Annotated in this window: 19 protein-coding genes; 7 read left to right on the plus strand and 12 right to left on the minus strand. The window is 32.4% G+C overall.

Going from position 1 to position 24,505, the window contains the following annotated elements; all coding sequences use genetic code 11:
- Positions 1 to 10 precede the first annotated feature (10 nt).
- Positions 11 to 1,813 carry a GNAT family N-acyltransferase gene (locus LG45_RS04540; RefSeq protein ID WP_035124843.1) on the minus strand — a complete coding sequence of 601 codons (1,803 nt, stop codon included), beginning with the start codon at positions 1,811 to 1,813 and terminating at the stop codon, positions 11 to 13.
- Positions 1,814 to 1,978: 165 nt separating this feature from the next.
- Here LG45_RS04540 and LG45_RS04545 point away from each other — a divergent pair, with 165 nt between their 5' ends.
- From LG45_RS04545 to LG45_RS04555, 3 genes are all read left to right on the plus strand, one after another.
- Positions 1,979 to 2,740 (plus strand): exodeoxyribonuclease III, encoded by a 762-nt coding sequence (locus LG45_RS04545; RefSeq protein ID WP_035124845.1) that lies wholly within the window; start codon positions 1,979 to 1,981, stop codon positions 2,738 to 2,740.
- Between the two features lie 300 nt (positions 2,741 to 3,040).
- Entirely contained in the window at positions 3,041 to 4,006 is a 966-nt protein-coding gene (locus LG45_RS04550; RefSeq protein ID WP_035124847.1) for an OmpA family protein, read from the plus strand.
- 109 nt (positions 4,007 to 4,115) lie between these two features.
- Complete coding sequence (locus tag LG45_RS04555) at positions 4,116 to 5,156, plus strand: aldo/keto reductase (RefSeq protein ID WP_035124848.1); 1,041 nt, start codon at positions 4,116 to 4,118, stop codon at positions 5,154 to 5,156.
- A 112-nt stretch (positions 5,157 to 5,268) separates the two neighbouring features.
- On the opposite strand, the gene LG45_RS04560 is transcribed toward LG45_RS04555, so the two are convergent.
- From LG45_RS04560 to panC, 11 genes are all read right to left on the minus strand, one after another.
- The gene (locus LG45_RS04560; RefSeq protein ID WP_052087485.1) at positions 5,269 to 5,652 is read right to left on the minus strand and encodes a hypothetical protein; all 384 of its coding nucleotides are present in this window, start codon (positions 5,650 to 5,652) and stop codon (positions 5,269 to 5,271) included.
- Positions 5,653 to 5,658: 6 nt separating this feature from the next.
- On the minus strand, positions 5,659 to 7,053 hold the full coding sequence (locus tag LG45_RS04565; protein WP_035125383.1) for a PQQ-dependent sugar dehydrogenase: 1,395 nt from the start codon (positions 7,051 to 7,053) through the stop codon (positions 5,659 to 5,661).
- Between the two features lie 138 nt (positions 7,054 to 7,191).
- The gene (locus LG45_RS04570) at positions 7,192 to 8,808 is read right to left on the minus strand and encodes a DUF4139 domain-containing protein (protein WP_035124850.1); all 1,617 of its coding nucleotides are present in this window, start codon (positions 8,806 to 8,808) and stop codon (positions 7,192 to 7,194) included.
- A gap of 6 nt (positions 8,809 to 8,814) precedes the next feature.
- Positions 8,815 to 9,576, minus strand: a complete 762-nt coding sequence (locus LG45_RS04575) for a hypothetical protein (RefSeq protein ID WP_035124852.1) — start codon at positions 9,574 to 9,576, stop codon at positions 8,815 to 8,817.
- A gap of 93 nt (positions 9,577 to 9,669) precedes the next feature.
- Positions 9,670 to 11,616 (minus strand): transglycosylase domain-containing protein, encoded by a 1,947-nt coding sequence (locus LG45_RS04580; RefSeq protein ID WP_035124853.1) that lies wholly within the window; start codon positions 11,614 to 11,616, stop codon positions 9,670 to 9,672.
- Positions 11,613 to 12,077: a gliding motility lipoprotein GldH family protein gene (locus LG45_RS04585; RefSeq protein ID WP_035124855.1), complete on the minus strand. Its 465-nt coding sequence runs from the start codon at positions 12,075 to 12,077 to the stop codon at positions 11,613 to 11,615. The genes LG45_RS04580 and LG45_RS04585 overlap by 4 nt, the downstream gene beginning before the upstream one ends.
- Before the next feature lie 43 nt (positions 12,078 to 12,120).
- Positions 12,121 to 13,479, minus strand: coding sequence for a DNA repair protein RadA (gene radA / locus LG45_RS04590; protein WP_035124857.1), 1,359 nt, complete (start codon positions 13,477 to 13,479; stop codon positions 12,121 to 12,123).
- Positions 13,479 to 14,633 carry an alpha/beta hydrolase gene (locus tag LG45_RS04595; protein ID WP_035124859.1) on the minus strand — a complete coding sequence of 385 codons (1,155 nt, stop codon included), beginning with the start codon at positions 14,631 to 14,633 and terminating at the stop codon, positions 13,479 to 13,481. The genes radA and LG45_RS04595 overlap by 1 nt, the downstream gene beginning before the upstream one ends.
- A 58-nt stretch (positions 14,634 to 14,691) precedes the next feature.
- Positions 14,692 to 15,654, minus strand: a complete 963-nt coding sequence (locus LG45_RS04600) for a lysylphosphatidylglycerol synthase transmembrane domain-containing protein (RefSeq protein WP_035124861.1) — start codon at positions 15,652 to 15,654, stop codon at positions 14,692 to 14,694.
- A 4-nt stretch (positions 15,655 to 15,658) separates the two neighbouring features.
- Complete coding sequence (gene panD / locus LG45_RS04605; RefSeq protein ID WP_035124862.1) at positions 15,659 to 16,009, minus strand: aspartate 1-decarboxylase; 351 nt, start codon at positions 16,007 to 16,009, stop codon at positions 15,659 to 15,661.
- A 27-nt stretch (positions 16,010 to 16,036) separates the two neighbouring features.
- Positions 16,037 to 16,882, minus strand: coding sequence for a pantoate--beta-alanine ligase (gene panC, locus LG45_RS04610; protein WP_035124864.1), 846 nt, complete (start codon positions 16,880 to 16,882; stop codon positions 16,037 to 16,039).
- A gap of 106 nt (positions 16,883 to 16,988) precedes the next feature.
- Here panC and LG45_RS04615 point away from each other — a divergent pair, with 106 nt between their 5' ends.
- From LG45_RS04615 to LG45_RS04630, 4 genes are all read left to right on the plus strand, one after another.
- Positions 16,989 to 17,792: a glycogen/starch synthase gene (locus LG45_RS04615; RefSeq protein ID WP_035124865.1), complete on the plus strand. Its 804-nt coding sequence runs from the start codon at positions 16,989 to 16,991 to the stop codon at positions 17,790 to 17,792.
- A gap of 18 nt (positions 17,793 to 17,810) precedes the next feature.
- Positions 17,811 to 19,466, plus strand: a complete 1,656-nt coding sequence (locus LG45_RS04620) for a BamH family beta-barrel-assembly machinery protein (protein WP_035124867.1) — start codon at positions 17,811 to 17,813, stop codon at positions 19,464 to 19,466.
- A 15-nt stretch (positions 19,467 to 19,481) separates the two neighbouring features.
- On the plus strand, positions 19,482 to 21,332 hold the full coding sequence (gene glmS / locus LG45_RS04625) for a glutamine--fructose-6-phosphate transaminase (isomerizing) (RefSeq protein WP_035124869.1): 1,851 nt from the start codon (positions 19,482 to 19,484) through the stop codon (positions 21,330 to 21,332).
- A 287-nt stretch (positions 21,333 to 21,619) separates the two neighbouring features.
- Entirely contained in the window at positions 21,620 to 24,481 is a 2,862-nt protein-coding gene (locus LG45_RS04630; protein WP_035124870.1) for a TonB-dependent receptor, read from the plus strand.
- Positions 24,482 to 24,505 lie beyond the last annotated feature (24 nt).

The raw sequence follows: 24,505 nt of genomic DNA on the forward strand, positions 1-24,505 counted from the left end.
ACACTGAACATTACTCCTGTTTCTCGTTCAACTTTCTCTCTAATTCTGCTTGAAATTCTTCCATTACGGGTTTCATTGTGCTTTCTGGAATATCTGCAATTCTAATGTACATCAATCCGTCAATGGCGTTGTTGAATAAAGGATCAACGTTGAAGGCAACCAAACGCGCATTTTGTTTTATATATTTTTTGATAAGCACCGGAAGTCGTAAACTACCTGGTTCTAATTCATCAATGATTTTATCAAATTTATTCAAATCGGCTTCTGCTTCATCGAAGATAAAATCTTTATCAGCATCTTTTAATTTTACTTTAAATTCCTTTTTAGGATGAACATATTGAGCAATATACGGATCGTAATAATTAGATTTCATGAACTCAATCATCAACGACTTAGAAAAATCGGTAAATTGATTACTGATACTTACGCCACCAAGTAAAAATTTATGCTCCGGATAACGCAAAGTGGTATGAATAATTCCGCGCCACAGCAGGAACAAAGGCATCGGTTTTTGTTGGTATTCTTTGATGATGAAAGCGCGTCCCATTTCTATGGAATTTTGCATCATTTCATGCAATTCACTTTCAAAACGGAATAAATCATTCAGGTAAAAACCTGCCATTCCATATTTGGGAAAAATCTCCGAACCCAATCCCATTCTATATGCTCCAGCAATTTGTTTGGTTTCGTCATCCCATAAAAACATATGATAATAATAATTGTCATACTTGTCCAAATCAATAGACTCATTTGTCCCTTCGCCAACTTCTCTAAAAGTAATTTCTCTTAAACGACCAATTTCATGAAGTATATTAGGAATCATGTTTGGCTTTGTAAAAAACACTTCGTAGTTTTTACTTTGCAATAATCTACTATCGGTTTCACGTAATTTTGCAACTTCTTCAACCATCTTGTCTTGATTGGCTGGCGTTACAATTTTCTTCGGGCTTTTCGGAATTTTTAAATTTGGAACTGTCAACAGTTTGCTTTCTTCGTTAAAAGAATTGGCTAACATATAGGTTTTTTTTCTTAAAAATTCTGAGTATTCCTCGATGGTTTTATGTTCATTTTGTTCGGCAACCGAAATTGGTTTTCCAACACGAACTTTAATCACACGATCTTTTTGAGTCAATAATTCTGATGGTAATTTGGCAGTTCTTAATGTGTCTCCAATTTTAGAAAGCAAATAAAACAAGCGACTATTTTTTGCATGAAAATATATTGGAACAACAGGAACTTGCGCTTTTCTAATTACTTTAATTGCACCTTCTTCCCAAGCTTTATCAACAACCAATTTGCCGTCTTTGTAGGTTGAAACTTCTCCAGCAGGAAACATTCCAAGAGGTTTTCCGTCACTTAAATGACGTAATGTTTCTTTTATTCCAATCACACTAGATTTTGCATCTTTGTGATTTTCAAACGGATTTACCGGCATGATGTATTTCTTCATCGGCTCAATTCTATGCAATAAGAAATTGGCGATAATCTTGAAATTAGGTTCTTTTTCCAACATCAATTTTAATAATAAAATACCGTCAATTCCACCAAGCGGATGATTGGAAATTGTGATATAAGCGCCGTCTTTTGGTAAACGTTTAAAATCTTCTTCAGGGATTTCAAATTTTATTTGAAACTCATCCAAAATAGCATTTAGAAACTCTAAATCACTAAGGTGTTTGTTTCTGTCGTAAATCTTATTAAGCGTAGAAATTTTTAGGACTTTCATCAGCATCCAACCAGCGAAAGTGCCAAAAACTCCATATTTATCAGCATGTATTGCTTTTGCAACTTCTTTAGCAGTGACTAAACCCATTCAGTTTTTTTGTTTATTGAGCAAAAACAAAGATAGTAATTCTTTCAAACGAAATTTTAAAAAAGTAAGAATTACGAAAATGGTTAAAAAACTATTATAATTCTGAATAAAATCTTCAATTTTTGCCGTTTTTAATTACTTTTGAAAAAACTATAAAACGCTACCATGAGAATCATATCCTATAACGTAAACGGAATTAGAGCAGCAATTAACAAAGGTTTTCTAGACTGGTTACAGCAAGCCAATCCCGATGTAATTTGCCTTCAAGAAATAAAAGCAACACAAGATCAAATTCCGACCGAAGAAATTACTAAAGCAGGTTATCCTTATCAATATTATTTTTCGGCCGAGAAAAAAGGTTATTCTGGTGTAGCAATTTTGTCTAAAACCGAACCCAAAAATGTAGTTTTCGGAACCGGAATTCAGCACATGGATTTTGAAGGAAGAAATCTTCGTGCCGATTTCGAAGACGTTTCCATAATGAGTTTGTACTTGCCATCTGGAACCAATATTGACCGCTTGGATTTCAAATTTCAATATATGGATGAGTTTCAAAACTACATCAATCACTTAAAAAATGACATTCCCAATTTAATTATTTGTGGCGATTACAACATCTGTCACGAAGCAATTGATATTCATGATCCAATAAGAAATGCAACCGTTTCGGGCTTTTTGCCTTCAGAAAGAAAATGGCTTGATGGCTTCATGAAATCCGGATTTGTAGATAGTTTTCGTCATTTTAACAAAGAACCACACAACTATTCATGGTGGAGTTATCGCGCTGGAGCAAGAGGAAATAACAAAGGTTGGAGAATCGATTACAATTTAATTTCCGAAAATATCAAACACCGAATGACGCGCGCCGTAATTTTACCCGAAGCCAAACATTCAGACCATTGCCCAATTGTGATTGAGATTGATTAGAAGCTAATCGCGCTGTTCGCTTCAATCTTTTTTACAAAAATTGGGTTTTTCTAATTAAAAAAAGAGCTTCCGTTGGTCGCTTTTCTTCAATAACAAAAACCACAATTTTCGATAAAAAAGGATTTCCACTTCCATCACGGCTAAAAACTTGTAAGATTTAATAAACTTAAAGTTGCAAATAAAAAAAACCAACTCGCAACAGTATAATTGTCAATAACAATGTCAATAACAAATAAAATCAACAGACCAAAAACCAATTTGATACTTTAAATTTGATTCGATTCAATAAATACAAATAAAATGATTAAAAGAATTTCCTTAGGATTATTAGTTTTAGCACTATCAACATCTTGTGTTTCTAAAAAGATATACAATGATTTAGAAACTAAATTCGCCGATTTAAAAAAAGAAAATAGATCTTTAGCCGATAACAACGAAGAATTAACAAAATCCAAAAACCAATTGGAAGCTGATAAATCCAAGTTACAATCGGATTATGACAAAATAAAAGCAGAACGCGATAAACTTCTTGCCGATTTTACAGCAGCAGATAAAAACCTAAAAACGCTTCAAGCTTCTTATAATGCTTTAGAAAAAGACAGCAATGCTGCACTTTCATCTAATATTGATAAAAATAGAGAATTACTTGCAAAGTTAGAAGCAAAAGAAAAATCATTGGCTGCAGAGCAAGAACGTTTAAACAAATTGAAAGCCGATTTAGAAGCAAGTTCTAAACGATTAAATGAACTAGAATCTTACATTGCTGCGAAAGAAGCAAGTATGAATAAACTGAAAGAAACACTTTCAAAATCGTTAAAAGCATTCGAAGGAAAAGGCTTAACGGTAGAACAACGCAACGGAAAAGTATATGTTTCTATGGAAAATAAATTACTTTTTGGAACTGGTAGTTGGGCTGTTGGCGCAGAAGGAAAAACCGCAGTTGTAGCAGTTGGAAAAGTACTTGCCGACAATCCAGAAATTTCTGTATTGATTGAAGGTCATACTGATAATGATAAAATTCTTGGCGCTATTGGTGGCGGAATTGAAAACAATTGGGATTTATCTACAAAAAGAGCCACAGCAATTGTAAACATTCTTTCAGAAAACAAAGCCATCAATAAAGAAAACTTAACTGCTGCTGGACGTGGTGAATTTGCGCCATTAATGAGCAACGACACTGCAGAAGGAAAAGCAAAAAACAGAAGAATCGAAATTATTTTGACACCAAAATTAGATGAGATTTCTAAAATGTTGAACGAACTATAAAAATGGTTTAAAAGCTTATTAAGTTTAAAAGTTCAGAGATATTTCTTTGAACTTTTTTCTTTTTAAAACGTAACCTTACTTTGTATCTTTGCACTTTCAAATTCTTATGATGAAATACACTTTACTTCCAAATACCGACATAAAAATTAGTACAATTTGCTTAGGAACAATGACTTTTGGTAATCAAAATTCTGAAGCCGAAGCGCATTCTCAATTGGATTATGCCGTAGAAAGAGGAATCAATTTTATTGATACTGCCGAGATGTATCCAATTGGCGGAAATGCTCAAATCGTTGGAAGCACCGAACGTCATATTGGAACTTGGTTACAAAAAATCGGTTATTCTGAACGCGAAAAGTTGGTTGTTGCTACCAAAATCGCAGGGCCAAATCGCGGTTTAGAATACATTCGTCAACCGTTGGATTTTTCTAAAAAAAATATTCATGATGCAGTTGAATTGAGTTTGAAAAATCTTCAGACTGATTATATTGATTTATATCAAATGCATTGGCCAGAACGCGTGATGAACATGTTTGGTAAACGCGGAATTACCGAATTAGATACCAAATGGCAAGATAATTTTTTCGAAGTTTTATCGGTTTATGATGGTTTGATTAAGGAAGGGAAAATAAAACATATTGGTGTTTCTAACGAAAATCCGTATGGTGTAATGCGTTTTCTGCAAGAAAGTGAAAAGCATAATTTACCAAGAATTGCAACAATTCAAAATCCGTATTCGTTGTTGAATCGTCTTTATGAAGTTGGACTTTCAGAACTTTGTATGCGAGAAAATGTAGGATTGATGGCGTATTCTCCGCTAGGTTTTGGAGTGCTTTCAGGTAAATATTTAAAAGGAATAAATCCAGAATACCGAATGGCAAAATTCCCTCAATTTACTAGATATATTGGCGAAAATGCGACTAAAGCTACAAAATTGTATAACGAGTTAGCCGAAGGAAATGGCTTGACAATTTCGCAAATGGCATTAGCATTTGTAAATCAACAAAGTCTTGTAATGTCAACAATTATTGGTGCAACATCATTAGAGCAATTAAAAGAAAACATCGATGCGTTTGATGTAGTTTTATCAAATGAAATTTTATCTGAAATAGAAAAAATTCAAGAATTGATTCCTAATCCAGCACCTTAGTTTAGTGCTCAGTAATCAGTAATCAGTGTTCAGTTTTTAAATTGTCAGTACAAATCACATTAGAAATTTACTTTGTGCGATTTCTCCTTCGTCGAAATGACAAAAGTCTAATTTACAGCTTAATATGAATTGCTTCAAGCGATTCGTCGCCAATTACGCTTGCTTTGTGTCCGTGAATTTTACTCTCGAAAAGAATATTTTCGGGTAAATTATCTTTTGCTATAAAATATTCTCCTGTTGAAAATAGTTTGTAATCGCCGTTTTGCAATTCTATTTTGAGAGTTCCTTTTAAAATTACGATAAAAGTGGCATCGCCAGATAAATGAAAATCGGTTTCATAACCAAGATTACTTTTTCTAATTCTAAAATTTTTTGAAGCAATTTGATCGGTTAAAAACATACCGCCACGTTGATTTACATCAAATTCGATTTCGTCAAAAACAGAAATTCCACTATCATTAGTAGTAATTGTTGTTACTATAAAAGGTTTATTCATTTTTATTTATTCAATAATCAATTTAGTAGTATAGTTTGTTCCGTTTGTAGCTTCAAGAGAAATTAAATAAATTCCTTTAAAAAGTGATGAAGTTGAAATAGTGTTTTCTGGATTATTTTCTAATTTTTTTGTCAAAAGTAGCTTTCCGGTTAAATCAAACAAATCAATTTTTGATGCTAAAATTTCAGTCGAACTTTTAATTGTAAATGATTCTTTTGCAGGATTTGGATATACCGAAAAACCATTTTTTTCAAAATCTGAAATTGATAATGAGGAGTCAATAACTTTAGAAATAGTTCCAGATGAAATTCCAGCCACATACAATTCACCATTAATATCTTCTCCGAAAGTAGCGATATTACCGCTAAAAGAGGTTGTTGTAGTAATTACACCAGCAGCATTTACAGTTCTAATTTTGCTATCGCAATAATCGGAAAAAAAATATTTATTTTGAAAATTAGGATAAGTTGTCCCAGTGTAAAAATAGCCACCAGTAACAGAACAAGCTCCGCCAGAACGGGCATATTGTGCAAAAGGAAATGTCATTGTATTTGCTGGAGCGCAACCAGATAAATCGTAGGTAGAATTTCCTTCGTAGCATCTCCACCCAAAATTAATTCCGGTATTTGGTAACGGGCTAACTACTTTATCAACTTCTTCGATAGCACCTTGACCAACATCGGCAATCCATAAATCGCCATTTAATCTGTTGAATGAAAATTTCCAAGGATTTCGTAAACCAATTGCCCAAATTTGTTCTTTCCCAGCTTGACCTACAAAAGGATTTGTTGGTGGAATGGTGTAAAAAGGAGCGACAGTTGAGTTTACATCAATTCGAAGCATTTTCCCAAGAAAAACTCTCGATGGGAACGAAGCATTTACGGTCATATTTTGGGCATAACCTTGCGGGTCACCGCCGCTTCCGCCATCGCCCAAAGCAATATATAAATATCCGTCAGGGCCAAATTTTATACTTCCGCCATTGTGATTAGAATAGGGTTGATCGATAGTCATTAATATTGTTCCTGTCGTGTTGGCAACATTTGGATTTGCACTTACAGAATATCTTGCAATAACAGTATCTCCAGAAGTATTGGTGTAATTCACGAAGAAAAATCCATTGGTTGCATAATTTGGATGAAAAGCTAAGCCCAATAATCCTTGCTCGCCACCACCATTTGTTAACGTAGATAAATTTAAGAATGGTGTTGGGTTTACAACTCCTGTAGAAGATACAATACGAATTAATCCGCCTTGTTGTACTACAAATAATCTAGAATCGCCAGCATGAGTAATTTCAACTGGACTATCAAAACCTGTTGCGAAAGATTGCAATGCGATGGTCTGCGAAAATCCTATAAATGAATATAAGAACGTTCCTAATAGTAATATTTTTTTCATAGCATAGTAGTTTAGTTGTTGTAAATTTAATAATTTTTTTTCAAACTTATTCATTAATAACATGTTATAGTTTTTAAACAAAAAAGCGCAAAGATGTTTTACTTTCTTTACGCTTTTTCTCTGCTTGAGTTAGTTATGTTATAAATTATCGATTATTTTGTCTTTCGGATAGCGAACTTTGTAACTTATTCTAATTTTCTTAGTTTCATTTGGCGAAAGCTTTAAATCCCAAGTTAATATTCCGGTTTCTTTGTTTACTTTGGCATTTCCATCATCAAGTAATTCTATAGAAATTTCTTTGTCTGTACTCAATGGATATTGATCTTTTAGCAACATTTGAATCTCTTCTTTCTTGTTATTTCTAACCGTTAAATCATAAGTAAAAGTTTGTTCTTTGTATGCCGATAAAAATTTAGTTCCGCTTTTATCAACCACTTTTTCACGTTTAATATTGATTTTTTTGTCTCTTCCCATACTTAAATTTAAAGTATCAGTTGTTTGATTTGGATTTATAGTTGTTTTTCCAACATACATTCCTTCAAAAATAATATTCGCCTCGCCTGGCAACAAATTGTATTTAGAATAGTCTTTAATTTCTGCCAATAAAAACGCTTCTTTATCAACTCTTGGCGCAGCATAATATTTGTAAGTTGCTGGTAATTTTAATTCTTTCAACGCAACAGAATGTACTTTTCCATTAGACAAAATATCATATGGAATATCAATATCGAAGGAAACGTTGAGTTGGTTTTCGTTTATGGAAGTATGTCTGGAAATTCCACTTGAAACTACAACTACTTCGTCTAAAGATACATCATCATCTTCTTTAGCTTTTGCACTTTGTATCGAGTTCATCTTTTTATCTGCATTATTGAAGTAACCATACTGTTCGCCATATCGTAAAAACCATGCGCCTAAAATTGGTGCTTGATTGTTCTGATTTGGATTTCCGCTAGACAAAGTTAGTTTAACTTTTTTCCAGTCGATACCAGAGTTTTGAACAGCTTGCGCTTTGTACATCATATCGATTGGTTCTTTCACACTTTCGGCTCTTAAATCGTAAAATGGTGTCCAAGATGCGGTGTTTGTAATGTAATTGATTTCAAAATTTATATTTCCTGCAACTTCATTCATCACCTGAAGTACAAGCTTTCCATCGGATGCTTTTTCCTCTTTTTGCGTATTTAGTTGTAATTTTTTGTTGAGGTTTTGTACCTGTAAAATTATTTTGTAATTCTTTTCGTTTAAAGCTACAATATTGGCTAAGATTTCGTTATTTTTTTCTTTGTAATAATCCATTAATTTGGATAATTCTGCAACATTCAATCCAGTATTTGAACCTGCAACAATTTGATTTCTATCAAGTATAGCAATCGTTTTATTTTCGGTAGCAATTTGATTTTGAATTTTTTGAGATTCTTTATTTAAGTATGAAATACTATCGCGTACTTTTTTAATTGCTGGGTTGGTTTCGTCAATTTCATATTCCGACATGTAATCATCAGAAAATTGTGCTGATAAAACGGTTACAGTATTTGGTACACCAATTTGAATTGTATTTTCATTTAATGAATTGGCAACATTTTTTATCACAATTTCACTTGTTCCAATTGGTAAATTGACAGAGGTTGTTTGTTGTAATTCGGCAGCATTAAAATAAACCGTTGCGGATTTTACTTTAGCTGTGGTAAAAATGGGTTTTTGCGCAAATGAAATTGCCGAAACTAAAAAAGTTACTAGAATTAGTTTTTTCATGATTTGTTACGAGTTTGATTTTTTACTATCAATATAATTCACACCTAAACCGCCAGCAATATGCATTTTAGATAATTCTGAGATGTCAATGCGAATATCTTGTAAAAGCACATTTTTCTTTACCGATTTCATATTGAAAGGTATCATTTTTGACAAATAATAATCGTCGCTGTTAACGCTTATCATCAAGTTTTTGCTTCCTTCTGAAACTAAAATTGGAATTGAAAATTCACCAGTTTTCGGATTTATTTTTATGGTACTTTGCGAACCATTTATTGTAAGAATCAAATTAGGATAGGTTTTGCTATTTAAAGGCTTATTGGTTTTTTGATCTAATAATTTTCCTTTTACGGTTATTGAAATTACTTTTTCTACCGTCGAATTATAGGCTACTTTTCCAAGAATATTTTGTTGTGGATTTGGTTTTGGGCAATTAATTTCTGTTTTTGCTGGCTGTTTTTCTTGGCCAACTGCATTTGTTGTTAATAAAACGGTTGCTGCAATTGCTGCATATTTGAAATTAGAAATTTTTGAAAGGGTATTGATTTCAAATTCTTCTTCCAATTGCGAAGTTTTCAATCGTGCACAAATGTTATTTTGATCTTTAGTTTCTGACAAGAATTTAGCTACTTCCGAATTGGTTTTTCGGCTTAAATCAATTACGTTTTTAGCACATGAATCACAGAAAAATCCATTAGCATTGGTTTTCATATTGCTAATTTTTTCTTCGCAAGGATTTTTTATTTCTAAGGTGAATTTCTTTTTCATGATATTCTATTTAAAATTAATTACAACAAATCTGCTGATTAATTATATAGAGCGTTTTTTTATGAAAAAGGTTGGAAAGCGATGAAAATAAATTTAAAAATCAAAATCGTCAGTAGCTGTCGAGTCAATCATAACTTCTACTTTAGGTTTTAATAAATTCGTTGCTGGACCAATTAAAGCTACAGGAAATAATCCAATGGTGTCGGTTGGAGTAATGATATTTCGTCGTAACATCAACCTTGTTAAAAAATCATTTTGCTGTTTTGCATAAGACTTTAACTGATGTTGAGCATCAAATCGTGACATAAATCCTTTAGGTTTCGGAATAATTGTTGCCAAAAACAAACATTCATTCAACGATAAATCTATTGGTCTTTTTTGGAAATAATAGCCTGCAGCTTCCCCAATTCCATAAACATTTGGACCCCATTCTATAACGTTAAAATAGACTTCCAACATACGTTCTTTACTAGAAATTCTATTGTTTTCTAGAACATAAACTAGCAAAATTTCTTCCAGTTTTCTGGACAATGTTTTTTCACGAGTTAGAAACACATTTTTCACCAATTGCATACTAATTGTACTTGCTCCGCGAGCAAATTTTTTAGTTCGAATGTTTTTAGCAATTGATTGTTTGAATGCTTCATTTATAAACCCACGATGATTGAAAAAAGATGGATCTTCGCTAGTTAAAACGCATTTTTGCAAATAAGGTGAAATCTCCGCTAAAGGCGTAAAATAGGGATTTGCTGGTCCAACAACAATTGGTCGTTGTGGAACACCATTTTCAATTGCTTGATAAACGAATTCTGAGTTTAATTTGTTTAAATCAGCCTGACCATATCTAGTGATTTTTAAACCCTCAGGTTTTAGTTTGCTGTCGAAAATGATGTTGTTTGGCTTGCTTTTTTTGTACTCAAAATTTAAGTTGTAACTGAAATTTCCTTGCGCTTCCATTCCTTTAAAATGGCTGAATAATCCGTCGGGTAACGAGGTTATAAAATCTTGTGCTTTCATTTTTGGAATTTCCAATTTCAAGGCGTAAATTTTATCATCATCATTCGTATAAGAAATAAAAGGAGTACATTTTATATCATTTATTTGAGCTCTTGATGTGCTATCAATGGCAATAAATCGTTCTCCTAATAGAAAATGATAATCGAATCGCGCCTTCTTAATCAACACGTCTTTTTTAGCAATTTTCGCGTGATTTACAGTAAAGTCATCAATAGAAGCGAAACCTTCAATGTGCAATTCACCACTGCTCATATCAAGATTTTCTAAATTAAAATGAATCGATTTAAAACTGGTTTTTAAGTTGAATTTTTTATCTAAATACGGAATTAATATAGTGTCATTTTTGGTGTTAAAAAATTTCAAATCGGCTTTTCTGTCTCGTGGATCGGCAAAACCAGTAATACTCCAATCTTGTGAAAAATCATCGGATTTTACATTGATTAATGAGGCTAATTTTTTGTTTTCCAATGCCAATTGTTTGAAATCAAATACCACTTTGTTGCCCATATCGTCCATCCTAAATTCGAATCCTTTTACACTCATATCTGTGGGAACTAAATTTAGTGTCTGAGATAGAATTCTATAAGCTAATCTGGCATAACTTGGTTTGTCATCCGATTTTTTTTCGTCATTGTTTTTTAGGAAAGCGTCAAAGTTTTTACCTTTTTTATTCTTTACTAATTGAATAAATCCTTCATTAACCTCAAGTTTGCCAAGCTGAATGTTTCCAACAAATAACTGCCAAAAATTGACGCTAGTTTTCAAGTTTTCAATGCTAACTAAGGTATCTGCATCTTTTGGAACAAGTGTGATTTTTTGAAATTCTAAATTGGATAAACCAATAAATTCCGCTTTTTCTATTGAAAAATCACATTGATAATCGTGGTCTAGTTTGGTTTCAACTTTGGAAATAACATTTTCTAAAATCGAATTACGGAACGCAAATAGAGCAACAACTCCAAGGAAAAGTACAAGGAGCAATAGTTTTAAATATAAGAATATTTTTTGCTTTTTGGTTCTCATTTTATTGCATCAACATCTAATCCAATTCCTAAAACATTTGGTAGGTATTCTTGTTTGAAACCATTGGAAATTGTAATTTTATAAGTTCCTTTTTCAAGTTTAGAAGCTTCTTTAATTTTATATTTCAAATCGCAAATATCAACCGAACATTCACCAAGTTCTTTTCCAGAATCATCTTTTATCATTAAATCTATTGAAAAATTTTCGGTTTTTCCAGATGGATTTTCGATAATAAAATTTATCGGAATGCTATCAAATTGGTAATCATAAATATGACTGAATTTAAACTCTAAATTGTATAATTTCGAATCATCATCTATAGAAAATTCATAGCTTTTCACATCCGATTTTTGCCATCGATTATCAGTCGGCATTTTATCAAATTCACTAAAAACGCTCGATTTATTACATGAAATAAATAATAGTAGACTTACAATTGCGAGTAAAATTTTTGATTTCATAGTAATTTGGATTTGTTAGATAACGATAAAATTCAGTGGTTTATTATCCAAATAATTCACTTGCAACTTCTTCAATTTTAGAAACTAAGACAACTTTTATTCCGGGATATTTAGTTGCAATTTTATTGTATTTGGAAACATAAATCGTTGCAAAACCTAATTTTTCTGCTTCTTGAATGCGTTGTTCGACTCTGTTTACGGGTCTAATTTCGCCCGAAAGGCCGACTTCGCCAGCAAAGCAAGCATCTTTATTTACCGCAATATCTTCGTTAGATGATAAGATTGCGGCAACAACGGCAAGATCAATCGCTGGATCATCAACCGAAATCCCACCAGTTACATTTAGGAAAACGTCTTTAGTTCCTAATCTAAATCCAGCGCGTTTTTCTAAAACTGCCAATAACATATTTAATCTTTTGGCATTGTAACCAGTCGTGCTTCGTTGAGGAGTTCCATAAACTGCGGTTGAAACTAGGGCTTGAATTTCAATCATCAAAGGACGCATACCTTCAAGAGTTGAAGCAATTGCAGTTCCAGAAAGTTCTTCTTCACGATGGGAAAGTAAAATTTCTGATGGATTAGAAACTTCGCGTAAACCTGAACCTTGCATTTCGTAAATTCCGAGTTCGGCAGTTGAACCAAATCGGTTTTTTAAACTGCGTAAAATTCGATACACATGATTTCTATCGCCTTCAAATTGCAAAACCGTATCGACCATGTGCTCCAAAATTTTTGGTCCGGCGATAGTTCCGTCTTTTGTGATATGTCCGATCAAAATTACCGGAACGTTGGTTTCTTTGGCAAATTTTATAAGCTCGGCAGTACATTCTCTAATTTGAGAAATACTTCCTGCGGTAGATTCAATATAATCGGTATGAAGCGTTTGAATCGAATCGATAATTACAATTTCGGGTTCAATTTCTTCAATTTGACGAAAGATATTTTGAGTTTTTGTTTCGGTTAAAATATAGCAATTGTCACCATTTGGTGTAATTCTTTCGGCACGCATTTTTATCTGCTTCTGACTTTCTTCTCCCGAAACATATAAGGTTTTATAAGGTAATTTTAGTGAAATTTGAAGTAATAACGTACTTTTTCCAATTCCTGGTTCGCCACCAAGAAGTATTAAAGAACCAGGTACAATTCCGCCACCAAGAACTCTATTTAATTCGCCGTCTAAAGTATCCATTCGCACTTCTTGAGTAGAATCGATTTCGGCAATTTTTAATGGTTTTGGAACTTTTTTTACTTCAGATGTTGGTTTCCAACTTGTTTTTTCCTCTTTCTGAACAATTTCTTCAACTATGGTATTCCATTCTTTGCAGGCGTTGCATTGACCTTGCCATTTAGAATATTGTGAACCACAATTCTGACAGAAAAAAGTTGTTTTAAGTTTTGCCATTATTTTTTAATTTGACCTCTAAGTTCGTCTGCTTTTGCAAGCATCATGTCTTTAGTTAAATCTCCAATAGGTTCAAGAGAAAATGCATTTTGATACGACTTCACGGCTCTTTTCATGTCGCCATTAAATTCATAATAACGTGCCATATGGTATTCACTAAGCATCGCTTTTGGATAGGATTTACTAGAAAGTTGTGCTAATTGTTCGAATTCACCGTAAGCTTTATTTTTTAAAATAGCGGCTTCAATTGCTTTGAAATCATTTACCCGAATTGGCATTTTTATTCCGATTGTTTTTTCTAAAACTTCATATTTATTTTTCAAATAATCTACATAACCTGATTCTAATTTTACAATTTTTTGCTGAAATTCATCTGTAGAAATTGGTTTGTAGGATGCAAAAAACTGGTACAACGCATTTGGAATTGAATACAAAACCAATGAATAATGTGATGCTCCTTTTATCTCATCATACTTGTAATTTAAGTTGGGATTGCTTACCGATTTTATGTTTGTGTCTAAAAGCGCTATGTTTTCACGCATTTTTTTAATATCACCATCTGCAGATGATAAATAGTAAAATATATTTTCTTTTTGAGCTGATAATCGGTCGGCAATACGAACTTCCATTTCGGTGGAAAGTTCTGGACTTAAATTGATGTATGCATTGAAAAGAGGTTGATCTTTGTATAAAAATAAATTCATAAAACCAGCAGTAACGTCATGTCCAGCGATTATTTTGAAATTTCCAACACGATATTTTGATTGAATATAAGGTAATAATTCACCTCCAATAAACTCGAAAAATTTCTCACCTTTTCCTTCTGGTAAACCTGTTGATTCATCAATTTTACAATCGTCGTAGCGTTCGTTATTGCCATTTTGATGCAAACCAACAATAATAGTTTCGGGCAAATCATCCCAATAATTTCCATAACTCAATGCGCCGTTAAAAGCATCAAAAAGGTAATCTCCGTCAAGTAAAACCAATAAAGGATATGTTTTTTTAGAATCTTTACTGTAAGATGCTGGAACAGAAATAGTCAAATCTCTGTATTTATCCATTTTTCTTGACAGTACACTATCTTTTACAATTTGAGAAAATCCGCTAAATGAGAAGCAAAAAAGGAGTAGAAATAAGAATAGTTTTTTCATATGATTGATTGAGTTTTATCTGTAAAATAGACGTTTTTTAACCCAAGCAAGATAATAATTATTTTCTATTTAATATAGGAAGAAAAACATAAGATATTATGCCTAAAATTATGGTAAAAATGGTTTGCGACGTCCAAGCTAGCCAGCCAAAAGCGGTTCCAACATCGTTAGAAATTCCGTACAAACCAAATATTAATGCTATTGAAAATGGATATGCACCCAAACCACCATTGGAAAAACCAACTGCCAAACTTCCGAAAATAAAGCCCATCACTACTATGTCAAACGACATTTCGGCAGTTTCAGGAAGCGCAAAAATGGCAACATAAAACATCATTAAATAAGTAAACCAAATGAAAAAGGAGTGAAAAATGTACTTCCATTTGTTTTCCATTTTAAAAATTGTAGTCATTCCTTCAATTAAACCGGAGAGTTTTTTTTTCAGTTTTAAAATGATTTTCCATTCGGCATAAATCCAAATTAGAACAAAAAGCACAAATAAAATCACACCACAAATTGCGGCAATAAGGATTGATTTTATCGAAACATTTTTAGTTAAAAGAAATTGATATAATGTATCAAATTGTGATATAAATCCGACGAAAACAAATATCAGGAAAATAGCAAAATCTACTATTCTTTCGGCAACAATCGTTCCGAAAGCTTTGTCAAATGGCACATTTTCATACTTTTTTAATAAAGCAGCACGCGTAATTTCACCCGATCTTGGAACTGTTAAATTTACTAGGTAAGATACACAAACTGTATAAAAATTATTGTAAAAATGAGTTTGATAGCCTAGATGATTTAAGGCAAATTTCCATCGATAAGCGCGCGACCAAAATCCTATAAACGCAAAGACAAGCGATAGGAGAATATAGTAGTAATTGGCTTTTTGAAAACTGACTTTTATCTTGTCAATTTCATCAGAAGTTAATGTTGTAAATTGATAGTATATAATTCCGATTCCAATAAATAACGGAATAAGAATGGTCAACCATTTTCTGATGAATTTTTTCAAAAGGTTATGTCAAAGTGTTATCAACTTCATTTGGAAAAACCAACCAAGGTTTGAATGTTTTTGCTTCTTCAAAATCTAAAGTAGCATAAGAAATTATGATTATGATGTCTCCAGCATGAACTTTTCTGGCTGCCGGACCATTAAGAGTAATTTCGCCCGAATTTCTTGCGCCTTTGATAGCGTAAGTTTCAAAACGTTCTCCATTGTTAATGTTTACTATAGAAACTTTTTCACCTTCAATAAGATTTGAGGCATCCATTAAAGCTTCATCGATAGTGATACTACCAATATAATTTAAATCTGCGCCAGTTACTTTAACGCGATGTATTTTTGATTTTACTACTTGAATTTGCATGTGGCAAAGGTAATTTAATTTTTTTATTTAGAATGAAATTGTATCAATCAATCTGATTTTATTAACAAAAACGGCAATAAAACCTCTGTACTTTTTGTTTTTACTTTTTCTAATACAAGGTAATAAAGTTGCTTCGTCGGCAATTTCAAAATATTCTAATTCAAATGTTTGATTGTTTTTAAACGTTTTAGAAACGAATTCAGAAACCTCCTTTGCAGATTTCGTGCCAAAAAGGATTTTTGCTTGGTTTATTGTTTTAAAAATAATGCTAGCTTTTGTCTTTTCTTCACTTGTAAGGCGTTCATTTCTAGAACTCATAGCCAATCCGTTTGATTCTCTAAATATTGGGCAACCTATTATATTTACTGATAATTTTTCTTTTTCGACTAACTTTTTTACAATTTGTAATTGCTGAAAATCTTTTTCTCCAAAGTAAGCATTGGTTGGATTTACAATTTCGAAGAGACGTTTTACAACCGTGCCAACTCCGTCAAAATGTCCGGGTCTAAATTTCCCTTCCATTTGATGTTCTAATCCGTCAAAATTGTAGTGATTTGATTTGGTATTTCCTTCATAAATATCATCTACAGTTGGGGCATAAACAATAATTTTGTTAGAAACAGATTTGATTTTTTCTACATCATTCTCAAGAGTTCGTGGATACTTTGCCAAATCTTCTTGATTGTTAAATTGTGTAGGATTTACAAAAATGCTTATTACAGTTAGCGAATTATTTTCAGTAGATTTTTTTAGCAAAGATAAATGACCATTGTGTAATGCACCCATTGTAGGCACAAAACCAATTGTAGAATTTAAACTATTATTGTTGTTTATGAAGCTATTTAAATCGGCTTTATTGTTAAAAACATTCATTGAGTTTTTATTAAAATAGGGTACAAACTTACTACTTTAGTATTTATCTGCATAAATTTTTGTAATTTTGCATGTTTTTTATAGCCAATAAATAAATAAATTCATAATGGAAGATAAGAGGATATTGTATGTATCATCTGAAGTGGTGCCGTATTTAGCAGAAAACGAGGTTTCTTTAATGTCGTATGATGTGCCAAAATTAATTAACGATCAAGGTGGACAAATTAGAATTTTTATGCCTCGTTATGGAAATATCAATGAAAGAAGACATCAATTGCATGAGGTAATTCGTTTATCGGGTATGAATTTAGTTGTTAATGATGTTGATATGCCACTAATTATAAAAGTAGCTTCAATACCTAAAGAGCGAATTCAGGTTTATTTTATAGATAATGACGAATATTTTAAGAGAAAGGCAACTTTTTCTGACGAAGATGGAGTAATGTATCCTGATAATGACGAACGTGCAATATTTTTTGCAAAAGGAGTTGTAGAAACAGTAAAGAAATTAAACTGGGTTCCAGATATTATTCATGTTCACGGTTGGATGGCTTCGATGTTGCCAATTTACATGAAACATTATTATAAAGATGAAGCTTTATTTTCTGAAACTAAAATAGTGAGTTCTGTCTACAGTCAATCTTTTGATGGTTCATTGGATACGGAAATGATAAATAAAGTGGAATTTGATGGAATTCCAAAAGAAGCGATTTCAGATTTAGCCAATCCTACTTATGAAAATATTATTAAAGCATCAATCAATCATTCTGATGCTGTGATTATTGCTTCTGAGAATCTTTCTGCAAGTTTAACAAAATTTATAGAATCTTCGGGAAAACCTTTTTTACCTTTCGCTCCCAAAGAAGAGTTTGCAAAGCTTTACACTTCTTTTTATAAAAATATGTTATAATAATTTTCAAAATTTAATATGAAATTGAATTCTTTTTTTAAAACCCTTTTATTAGGTATAACTGTGGTACTTTTTGCTTCTTGTGATAAAGATTTTAATGAAGTAGGAACAAACATTATTGGTGAAGATCATTATGATTTTGATGTAGATAGCACAAAAGCTGTTATTGCTTATAATCAACCTCTTGGAGCTGTGCAAACTAATAATTTACCTACAAATGCATTAGGTTATTACAATCATCCTGTTTTTGGTAAAACAAAAGCTAGTTTTGTTACTCAGGTAGAATTAATTGCTGCAAATCCTAAATTTATTAATCCAGCTACTGTAGATATTGACTCAGTTTATTTGTATGTGCCTTATTTTATTGATGCTAAGAAAACTGTAAAAAACACCGAAACAGGTGATTCAACTTATGAATTAGATTCAATTTATGGAGTTAATCCAATTAAACTTGAGATATTTGAGTCAAAATATTATTTAAGAGATTTTGATGCGTCGACAGGTTTAGAACAAGCGCAACGTTACTATTCTAGTCAAAAACAATTATTTGAAAATAATTATAATACTGTTCAAGGAAGATTAAACGATTCTACTGCTCAAATTCAAAATGATAAGTTTGAGTTTAAACCAAATGAAATAAAATTGCAATATTACGACTCCGAAAAAGAGGAAACCGTTGTTAAGCAGCGTTTGGCGCCAGGGATTTTTGTTAAGTTAAACAAAGAATTTTTCAGACAAAAAATTGTAAATGCACCCGAAGGAAAATTATTAAATAACAATACATTTAAAGATTATTTTAGAGGTTTGTATTTTAGAGTAGACAATTCAGACACATCAGTTCAACAAGGTAGTCTTGCATTACTTAACTTTAGAGCAGGGAAAATTGTAATGTCTTATCATGATGAAACATCAGCAACTAATGACGCAAAAATTAGAAGAGAATTAACTATAAACTTAGGAGGTAATACGGTAAATTTATTTGATTCGGAAGGAACAGCTACCAGTTCAAGTTATATTGCCGCAATGACAAATAATACTCCAGACACACCAACTGGCGACGAAAAATTATATTTAAAAGGGCAAAATGGCGCAATGGCTGTGATTGAATTGTTTGGTGAGGATTCAAATGATGATGATGATGATATTCCTGAAGAGCTCGAAACTATTAAAAACGAGGGCTGGCTAATTAACGATGCTAGTTTAACATTTTACATTGAGCGTACAGCGATGATCAACTCTACCTATGAGCCTTTGCGTATTTATTTATATGATTTAGAAAACAATGCGCCAATACTTGATTATATTTTTGATGGGACCGAAAGTAACTCAAATCCTAAGCTTAACAGAGTAGTTCACGGTGGAATAATTGAAAAAGAAGATGTTGATAATGGAAGAGGAACTCAATACAAAATAAGACTTACAAGATATTTAATGAGTTTGTTGGCAGATGAAAACGCAAGTAAAAATGTAAAATTAGGTTTAGTAGTAACTGAATCTATTGCTGCAATAACTAATGCCGAATTGCAAACACCTATAACTGATTACAATAACATTAAATTTTCACCATTAGCAAGTGTGATAAATCCTCTCGGAACTGTTTTGTACGGAAGTAGTTTAAATGTCCCTGAAAATAAAAGGTTAAAACTTAAAATTTATTACACAAAACCTAACTAATTTAACCAAAAGCTTATGTGCGGAATTGTCGGATATATTGGATATAGAGAAGCATATCCTATTGTTATAAAAGGTTTAAAAAGACTAGAATATAGAGGTTATGATAGTGCTGGTGTAATGCTTTATGATGGAACCGATTTAAAGGTTTCTAAAACTAAAGGTAAAGTATCAAATCTAGAAACTAAATCAGCCGAAGAGATTTCTACGAATGGAACCATAGGAATGGGTCATACTCGTTGGGCTACTCACGGAGTTCCTAATGATGTAAATTCGCATCCTCATTTGTCAAATTCAGGTAATTTAGCCATAATTCATAATGGAATCATTGAAAATTATGAGCCATTAAAGAAAGAATTAATTAAAAGAGGTTACGTTTTTAAATCAGATACTGATACTGAGGTTTTAGTTAATCTTATTGAAGATGTACAAAAGAAAGACAAATTAAAACTTGGAAAAGCAGTTCAAATAGCCTTAAATCAAGTAGTCGGTGCATATGCAATTTGTGTTTTTGACAAACAAAAACCAGACGAAATTGTAGTGGCTCGTTTAGGAAGTCCGTTAGCAATTGGAGTTGGCGAAGGAGAGTATTTTATCGCATCAGATGCTTCTCCATTTATAGAATATACGTCTAATGCTATTTATCTAGAAGATGAAGAAATGGCAATTGTACGTTTGAATAAACCTTTAAAAATTAGAAAAATTAAAGACGATTCATTGGTTGATCCGTATATTCAAGAACTGCAAATGAACTTGGAGCAGATAGAAAAAGGTGGTTACGATCATTTTATGCTTAAAGAAATCTACGAGCAACCAAATGTTATTAAGGATACTTACAGAGGAAGGCTTCACGCTAATAGCGGTATTATCCAAATGGCAGGTGTTGAAGACAATTTAGAAAAGTTTTTGAATGCTGATAGAATATTAATAATTGCCTGTGGAACTTCATGGCATGCTGGTTTAGTCGCTGAATATGTAATTGAAGAATTTGCTAGAATTCCTGTTGAAGTAGAATATGCCTCAGAATTTAGATATAGAAATCCAATCATCACTAATAAAGATGTTGTAATTGCTATTTCTCAATCGGGTGAAACTGCAGACACTTTAGCGGCAATAAAATTAGCTAAAGAAAAAGGAGCATTTGTTTTTGGAGTTTGTAATGTCGTTGGTTCATCAATTTCAAGAGAAACCCATGCTGGTGCATACACTCATGCAGGACCAGAAATTGGAGTGGCTTCAACAAAAGCATTTACAACTCAAATTACTGTTTTAACGATGATGGCACTTCGTCTTGCTAAAGCAAAAGGAACTATGTCTAATTCAGACTTCCATAGATATTTACAAGAATTGGAAGTTATACCAGAAAAAGTGGCCGAAGCTTTGCAATTAACAAATGATATTGCAAAAGAAATTGCCTCAATATATAAAGATGCTCCAAATTGTCTTTACTTAGGTAGAGGCTATAATTTTCCAGTGGCGTTAGAAGGTGCTTTAAAATTAAAAGAGATTTCATATATTCACGCAGAAGGTTATCCAGCTGCAGAAATGAAACACGGACCAATTGCTTTAATTGATGAAAAAATGCCAGTAGTTGTAATTGCTCCAAAACAAGGGCATTACGATAAAGTGGTTAGCAACATTCAAGAAATTAAATCAAGAAGTGGAAAAATAATTGCTGTGGTGACAAAAGGTGATACTCAAGTAAAAGAACTTGCCGATCACGTAATTGAAATTCCAGAAACTTCGGATGCTTTGTCTCCATTATTAACTACAATTCCTTTGCAATTATTATCATATCATATTGCAGTTATGAGAGGTTGTAACGTAGATCAGCCTAGAAATTTAGCAAAATCTGTAACGGTGGAATAAAAAACTAAATTATATTTAAAAAAGCGAGAAATTTTTCTCGCTTTTTTTATTTTCTTTCTTTAACATATTTTTGTGATTTATGTAATAAAATCCAAAATTTAGTATGTATGCATAATATTTTTTTGTTAAAATTACTATTATGTTATGATTACTTTAAAAAAATAAAAATATCATATAAATAATAAAACGTATCATTGATTATTAATGCCGAAAATAATCATCGGTTTTTTTATTAATATCAAAAATATTTGTAATTTGGCTACTTAAACCAACAAAATTTAAACCAAATGAAGATTTATTATTTTATTTTGACATTGTTTTTTTGCGGCATTTCATTTGCCCAAAGTACAATATCAGGTTCGGTAAAAGATGACAAAAACGAACCAATTCCCGGAGCCAATGTTAGGGTTGTTGGAGAATCTGACGGAACAGTTTCAGATGTTGATGGGAAATTCTCATTAAAAACTTCAAAAAAACCACCCTTTTCACTGGAAATCACTAGTATTGGATACGGAACTCAAACCATTCAAGTAACTTCTGCAAGCCAAACAATAACTTCAGTTTTAGCTTCAGAAGACACAAAGCTTGATGAAATTGTAATATCTGCCTCAAGAGCTCCAGAGCGAGTGAGAGAATCGCCTGTTACAATTGAAAGAATGAGTATAAAAGACATAAAGAAATCGGCTTCTCCAACTTTTTATGATGGTTTAGAAAATCTTAAAGAAGTACATATGAATACAAGTAGTATGTCTTTTAAATCAATCAATACTAGAGGTTTTGCAACTGTAGCTAATACACGTTTCATGCAGTTAGTTGATGGTATGGACAACTCATCTCCTTTGTTAAATTTCGTTTTGGGTAATCTAGTTGGTGTGTCAGAATTAGATGTTCAAAGTGTAGAATTGTTGCCAGGAGCTTCATCTGCTTTGTATGGTGCAAATGCATTCAACGGAATTTTATTCATGAACAGTAAAAGTCCTTTTACAAGTGAAGGAGTTACTGCCTACGCAAAATTGGGTCAAACTAGCCAAAAAGCGGCTGGTAATAATTTATATTATGACTACGGAATTAGAGTTGCAAAAGCATTCTCTAAACATTTTGCCGCCAAAGCCAACTTTACTTTTATGAATGGTACCGACTGGTTTGCAGACGATTATGATGATTATACAAACCCTGGAAGAGACAGAAATCACCATAATTATAATGGATTAAACGTTTATGGTGATGAGGTTTCAACAAACATTAGAGATGTTGGTACAGCTTTAGTAAATCTTGGAGCTATATCTCCAGCTCAAGCAAGTGTTTTACCAAACTATAATGTGAGTAGAACTGGCTATAACGAAACTGATTTAACAGATAATAAAGTTCAAAACGCTAAGGTTGACTTCTCGTTGCACTTTAAGCCATTTGCAAATGATTTCGAAATTATTTGGCAAAGTAAATTCGGATTTGGGAATACGGTTTATCAAGGTGCAAACAGATATTACCTAAACGGGTTTTTCATGCAACAGCATAAATTAGAACTTAAAGGTAAAAACTTCTTCGTAAGAGGATATACTACTACTGAGGACGGAGGAAAATCGTATGACATGTTATTTACAGGTATTAATGTAAATAGATCATGGAAACCAGATGCAACTTGGTTCGGTCAATATGCAGGTGCTTATATTCAAAATACTTTATTAGCAGGTGCAACCCCAGAACAAGCTCATGCTGCAGCAAGAATCGTTGCAGATACAGGAAGATTTCTTCCAGGTTCTCCAGAATTTTTAAATGCATTTAATAATGTAACAAGCGATGCTAGCGTATTAACAGGTTCAAAACTGGTAGATAATTCTAGAATATATCACTCAGATGCTAATTATAATTTTAAAGACATTATCGAATTTGCTGAAATTCAAGTTGGAGGTTCTTATAGATTGTATGAATTAAATTCGGGAGGAAGAATTTATACTGACGGCGATAGTCAAATTAATTATACAGATTATGGCGCTTACACACAACTTCAGAAAAAATTCTTAGACGACAGATTGAAATTTACAGGTTCAGTTCGTTACGATAAATCTAAAAATTTTGACGGAAATGTTTCTCCAAGAATCTCATTAGTATATTCTGCTGGACAACAAAAAAATCACAACTTTAGAGGTTCGTTTCAAACAGGTTTCCGTAATCCTACGACACAAGATCAATATATCGGATTTAATGTTGGAACGGCAGTACTTTTAGGTTCAGCTCCAGATAACTTAACTCGTTTTTCTGAAACGTTACCAGTTTCGGTAAATGGACAAGCTTTTTCTGGTTCACCTACAGTTGTAATGAATGGTATAAATGCTTACCAAAACTCATATACTGCTGCTTCTGCAACTGCTTTTGGTGCTGCTGTTGCTGCTTCTGCTCCAACAAATGCTGCACAACTTGCTGCTGCAATTGTAGCAAACTCTAACTTGCTTGTTAGAACAGATGTAGATTACGTAAAGCCAGAAACTGTAAAAGCTTTCGAATTAGGATATAGAGGTCAAGTAAAAGACTTTTCTTTTGATATTAATGGATACTATAATATTTATAATGATTTCATCGGAAACTTAACTGTTGTTGCACCATATTACGGAACAACAACTGATGGAGGTGGTGATTTTACTCCAACAGGTGAAGCTTTCCAATCGGCTTTCGCATTAACTCAAGGTGATAGAAGAGCTTACCAATTATATACAAATACTGATGTTGAAATTCAATCTTTAGGATTTGGAATTGGGGTTAATAAAAAAGTATTCAAAAACTTTGAATTAGGAGCTAACTATAATTACGCACAATTTGAATTTGATCAAGAAAAAGATCCAAGTTTTGAGCCAGGATTTAATACTCCTAAACATAGAGTTAAAGGAACTATCAGTAACGATAGATTATTTAAAAACTTCGGATTTAATGTAAGTGGAAGATGGAACAGCGAATATTTCTACCAAGCTTCTTTCGCAGATGGAACTATTAAAGCAGCAACTGTTTTTGATGCTCAAATTAGTTATGGTTTCCCTAAATTAAAATCAACTTTAAAAATAGGAGCAACTAATATAGCTGGAAAAGAATACAGACAAATTATTGGAGCTGGTTTAATCGGACAACAGTATTTTGCTTCATGGACAATTAATCCATAATTAAATCAAAATAACAAAACATTC

This window comes from Flavobacterium aquatile LMG 4008 = ATCC 11947 (assembly GCF_000757385.1).
GTDB lineage: Bacteria > Bacteroidota > Bacteroidia > Flavobacteriales > Flavobacteriaceae > Flavobacterium > Flavobacterium aquatile.

Excerpts from the sequence above, each read along its gene's own strand:
- LG45_RS04540 (WP_035124843.1), bottom strand. The coding sequence starts at position 1,813 with ATGGGTTTAGTCACTGCTAAAGAAGTTGCAAAAGCAATACATGCTGAT.
- LG45_RS04545 (WP_035124845.1), top strand. The coding sequence starts at position 1,979 with ATGAGAATCATATCCTATAACGTAAACGGAATTAGAGCAGCAATTAAC.
- LG45_RS04550 (WP_035124847.1), top strand. The coding sequence starts at position 3,041 with ATGATTAAAAGAATTTCCTTAGGATTATTAGTTTTAGCACTATCAACA.
- LG45_RS04555 (WP_035124848.1), top strand. The coding sequence starts at position 4,116 with ATGAAATACACTTTACTTCCAAATACCGACATAAAAATTAGTACAATT.
- LG45_RS04560 (WP_052087485.1), bottom strand. The coding sequence starts at position 5,652 with ATGAATAAACCTTTTATAGTAACAACAATTACTACTAATGATAGTGGA.
- LG45_RS04565 (WP_035125383.1), bottom strand. The coding sequence starts at position 7,053 with ATGAAAAAAATATTACTATTAGGAACGTTCTTATATTCATTTATAGGA.
- LG45_RS04570 (WP_035124850.1), bottom strand. The coding sequence starts at position 8,808 with ATGAAAAAACTAATTCTAGTAACTTTTTTAGTTTCGGCAATTTCATTT.
- LG45_RS04575 (WP_035124852.1), bottom strand. The coding sequence starts at position 9,576 with ATGAAAAAGAAATTCACCTTAGAAATAAAAAATCCTTGCGAAGAAAAA.
- LG45_RS04580 (WP_035124853.1), bottom strand. The coding sequence starts at position 11,616 with ATGAGAACCAAAAAGCAAAAAATATTCTTATATTTAAAACTATTGCTC.
- LG45_RS04585 (WP_035124855.1), bottom strand. The coding sequence starts at position 12,077 with ATGAAATCAAAAATTTTACTCGCAATTGTAAGTCTACTATTATTTATT.
- radA (WP_035124857.1), bottom strand. The coding sequence starts at position 13,479 with ATGGCAAAACTTAAAACAACTTTTTTCTGTCAGAATTGTGGTTCACAA.
- LG45_RS04595 (WP_035124859.1), bottom strand. The coding sequence starts at position 14,633 with ATGAAAAAACTATTCTTATTTCTACTCCTTTTTTGCTTCTCATTTAGC.
- panD (WP_035124862.1), bottom strand. The coding sequence starts at position 16,009 with ATGCAAATTCAAGTAGTAAAATCAAAAATACATCGCGTTAAAGTAACT.
- panC (WP_035124864.1), bottom strand. The coding sequence starts at position 16,882 with ATGAATGTTTTTAACAATAAAGCCGATTTAAATAGCTTCATAAACAAC.
- LG45_RS04615 (WP_035124865.1), top strand. The coding sequence starts at position 16,989 with ATGGAAGATAAGAGGATATTGTATGTATCATCTGAAGTGGTGCCGTAT.
- LG45_RS04620 (WP_035124867.1), top strand. The coding sequence starts at position 17,811 with ATGAAATTGAATTCTTTTTTTAAAACCCTTTTATTAGGTATAACTGTG.
- glmS (WP_035124869.1), top strand. The coding sequence starts at position 19,482 with ATGTGCGGAATTGTCGGATATATTGGATATAGAGAAGCATATCCTATT.
- LG45_RS04630 (WP_035124870.1), top strand. The coding sequence starts at position 21,620 with ATGAAGATTTATTATTTTATTTTGACATTGTTTTTTTGCGGCATTTCA.